2 protein-coding genes are annotated in these 2,556 nt (G+C 65.8%); both read left to right on the top strand.

What is annotated here, in order from left to right:
* Positions 1-123: 123 nt before the first annotated feature.
* Positions 124-639: a rod shape-determining protein MreD gene (mreD, locus tag E4O92_RS09370; protein ID WP_135189501.1), complete on the top strand. Its 516-nt coding sequence runs from the start codon at positions 124-126 to the stop codon at positions 637-639.
* A 13-nt stretch (positions 640-652) separates the two neighbouring features.
* On the top strand, positions 653-2,556 hold a 1,904-nt coding region (mrdA, locus tag E4O92_RS09365), incomplete at its 3' end, for a penicillin-binding protein 2 (protein ID WP_135189500.1).

The following is a 2,556-nucleotide window of genomic DNA, read 5'->3' as shown; positions in this document are numbered from 1 at the left end:
TGGCGCCGCCCCGGCCGCAAGTGGCGAGCCGAAAGGGGCGATCATGCCCGCGGCCGCCCCGCCCAAGGCCGCACAACGCCCGCCGGTGGAGGCGCAGGCCACGGTGAACAAGGAGAACCTGTGATGGCGACCCGTCCCCATTACATCCTGCTGCCGGTCAGCCCGCTGTTCATCGCCTTCAGCCTGACCTGTGCCTTCATGCTCAATCTGCTGCCCTGGGGGCGCTGGATCGGCGCGCCCGACTTCGTCGCGCTGGTGCTGGTGTTCTGGGGCATCCACCAGCCGCGCAAGGTCGGCATCGGTGTCGCCTTCTGCATGGGCCTGTTGATGGACGTGCACGAGGCGACCCTGCTGGGCGAGAACGCGCTCGCCTATACCTTGCTGTCGTACCTGGCGATCATGATCCATCGCCGCGTGCTGTGGTTCCCGGTGATGACCCAGGCGATCCACGTGTTCCCGCTGCTGTTGATGACGCAAGCGATCCAGTCGCTGGTGCAGCTCATCGTCACCGGGCGCTTCGGCGGCTGGCTGCGCTTTGTCGAGAGCGTGGTCGCGGTCGTGCTGTGGCCGGTGATCACGTGGCTGCTGCTGGCGCCGCAGCGGCGCGCGGTCGACAAAGACCACACGCGCCCGATCTAGCCTTGCCCGACGCATGACCGAAATAAAAAACAACGATCGCGAGATCCACAAGTTCCGTCTGCGCCTGACGGCCCTGGTGGCTTTCGTGTTCATCTGCTTTGGCCTGCTGGTCGCGCGCTTCGTGTGGCTGCAGGTGGCCAAGCACAGCCAGTACATGGCGCAGGCCGAGGACAACCGCATCGCGCTGGTGCCGATCGTGCCCAACCGCGGCCTGATCGTCGACCGCAACGGCGTGGTCCTGGCACGCAACTACTCCGCCTACACGCTCGAGATCACGCCCTCCAAACTGGCGGCGAACCTTGATTCGGTGATCGACGAACTGGCCAAGCTGGTGACCATCGAGCCCAAGGACCGCAAGCGCTTCAAGCGTCTGATGGAGGAGTCGAAGAACTTCGCCAGCGTGCCGATCCGCACCCGCCTGACCGACGACGAGGTGGCGCGCTTTACCGCGCAGCGCTTTCGCTTTCCCGGGGTGGAGGTGCAGGCGCGCCTGTTCCGCCAGTATCCGCTGGGCGAGGTGGCGTCGCACGTGATCGGCTACATCGGCCGCATCAACCAGGCCGAGGCCCGGGCGCTCGAGGATGACGATTCGGACGTCGCTGCCAACTACAACGGCACCGACCACATCGGCAAGGAAGGCCTGGAGAAGAGCTACGAGCGCGTGCTGCATGGCCAGACCGGCTACGAGGAAGTCGAGCGCTCGGCCGGCGGGCGCGCGATTCGCACCCTGTCGCGCAAGGCGCCCACGCCCGGCAGCAACCTGATCCTGTCTGTCGACATCGAGCTGCAGAAGGTGATCGAGGAAGCATTCGGCGACTTTCGCGGTGCGCTGGTCGCGATCGAGCCGGAAACGGGCGACGTGCTGGCCTACGTGTCGCGCCCCGGCTTCGACCCCAACCTGTTCGTGGACGGCATCGATACCCAGAGCTGGAACGAACTCAATACTTCGCTCGACAAGCCGCTGATGAACCGCCCGCTGTCGGGCACCTATCCGCCCGGCTCGACCTTCAAGCCGTTCATGGCGCTGGCCGCGCTGGAACTGGGCAAGCGGCGGCCGGAGCAGGGCATCAACGACATCGGTTTTTACATGCTGGGCGGGCACCGGTTCAACGACGACAAGCCGGGCGGCCACGGCTACATCGACATGTACCGCTCGATCGTGATGTCGTGCGACACCTACTACTACCAGCTCGGCACCGACCTGGGCATCGACGCGATCCATGACTTCATGGCGCCGTTTGGCTTCGGCGCGCCGACCGGGATCGACCTTGAACACGAGAAGACCGGCGTGCTGCCGTCGCAGCAGTGGAAGCGCGAACGCTTCAAACGCAACCGCGCGGCGCAAAAGTGGGTCGGCGGCGACACGGTGTCGGTGTCGATCGGCCAGGGCTTCAACAACTACACGATGCTGCAGCTCGCGCACGCGGTGGCGACCCTGGCCAACAATGGCGTGATCATGAAGCCGCACCTGGTCAAGATCGTCGAGGACGGCGGTACCCATGCGCGCACCCTGACGGTTCCCAAGGAGTCCGGCCGCATTCCGCTCAAGCAGGAGAACATCGACGTCATCAAGCGCGCGATGGTGGGCGTGACGACCGACCAGAGCGGCACCGGCTACAGGATATTCCGCGACGCGCCCTACAGCGTCGGCGGCAAGACCGGCACCGCGCAGGTCGTGGGCCTGAAGGGCGCCAAGTACAACCACAACATGACACCGGAACGGCTGCGCGACAACGCGCTGTTCACCGCGTTCGCGCCGGCCGACAAGCCGCGCATCGCGATCGCGATGGTGGTCGAGAACGCCGGCTTCGGCTCGACCTACGCGGCGCCGATCGTGCGCAAGGCGCTCGACTACTACCTGCTCGGCAAGCGCCCGGGCGAGAAGGACAAACCTGCCATGATGCCGAAGGACGCCCC

It is taken from the genome of Massilia horti (assembly GCF_004614195.1).
In the GTDB taxonomy this organism is placed as follows: domain Bacteria; phylum Pseudomonadota; class Gammaproteobacteria; order Burkholderiales; family Burkholderiaceae_D; genus Telluria; species Telluria horti.
Note: the sequence above shows the minus strand (reverse complement) of the source record. Positions and strands in the feature narration are given on the sequence as shown.